This window comes from Leisingera sp. F5 (genome assembly GCF_001593695.1).
The window spans coordinates 1-1,039 of record NZ_LUKH01001418.1; the positions used below are offsets into that span (position 1 = coordinate 1).

1 protein-coding gene and 1 pseudogene are annotated in these 1,039 nt (G+C 56.0%); both read right to left on the reverse strand.

The genetic code is table 11. The features are described 5' to 3' along the window. Positions 1-459: 459 nt before the first annotated feature. Positions 460-696, reverse strand: coding sequence for a hypothetical protein (locus tag A2I95_RS41910; protein ID WP_291738154.1), 237 nt, complete (start codon positions 694-696; stop codon positions 460-462). Between the two features lie 112 nt (positions 697-808). Next, positions 809-907 (reverse strand): annotated as a pseudogene (locus tag A2I95_RS41915) (transposase); the annotation flags it as partial. Between the last annotated feature and the right edge of the window lie 132 nt (positions 908-1,039).

A 1,039-nucleotide genomic window follows, 5' to 3' on the forward strand; every position in this document is an offset into this window, starting at 1 on the left:
GTATCCAGCCAGGTAGAACCATTGGCAGATGGTGGTCATGCCGCCTTCCTTTCTGTTCTTTGGAGTGTTTCGTCGTTTTACCAAAAGCCCGCTTACGCTAAAAAAGTCTGCCTGCCTGACCTGAATTCCGCCCCTATGCGTGTGGCTGGCTGATGCAGTATTACCGGCAGACAGCGGTCTCCACGCCTTTGGCCAGCGCCGGTTCCCAGCTTTGCGCAGGGTCAAATCCCTTGTTCCTTTCTTCGTTTCAGATGCACAGAAATAACCCGCGGGTCCGACACCGCGGGATCTCGCCCATTGCAGGCGAAATTCAGAATGTTCATGATGTTTGGGAAACTCAACGCATGCCCGGACACGCGCACGCGTCGAGCACTCGTTTCCGGCGGGGAGGTTGCGGCACTGATTTTGCGCCTATTTTCAACGTCAGCTGCAGAAAACAGCGGCCGCGCGGTACCGCGGTTAGCTTTCCGCCGCTGTTCTGTTTTCGCCGGTTGTGCTGAGTTCAGCCTTGCCGTCAGGGCCCACCATCCAGGTAGAGATGGTTTGATCCTCCGGGTTGAAGACCAGCATTGAACCGTCGCCGTATTCCAGGTGGTGCTTTTTGAGGATACCGGGCCAAAGGTTGATCTGACGTTCCTCAACAAAGCCGCTTGGTCTGGCATTAGACGGGACCAGAACGTGCTCCTGACCGTCCACAATGTAAATACAATTGTACGCCGGAGCACCGCTGTTCACCCCTGGTTTTACCAGGTCATACCGAACTTGAAAAACCTGTCCCGCTTTCTTCCAGCTGCTATTAGGGAATTCCCCTCGATCTCCGGAAACGCTCCGCATTGTCGAGGGTAGCGATAAAGGACACCGCGACGACAGACCCAACGCCCGGGACGGTCATTAGGCGGCGGGCAAGGCCGCTTTGGCGCAGATGATCCTTAGATCTTCATCCATCGCTTCCACGGCTGAGCACAGGGCCCAGTGGATCAGGATGAAAATGCCAGAGGTAGAATGGCAGCAGGAGAAGCTGAACGACGAGGAGCAGCGG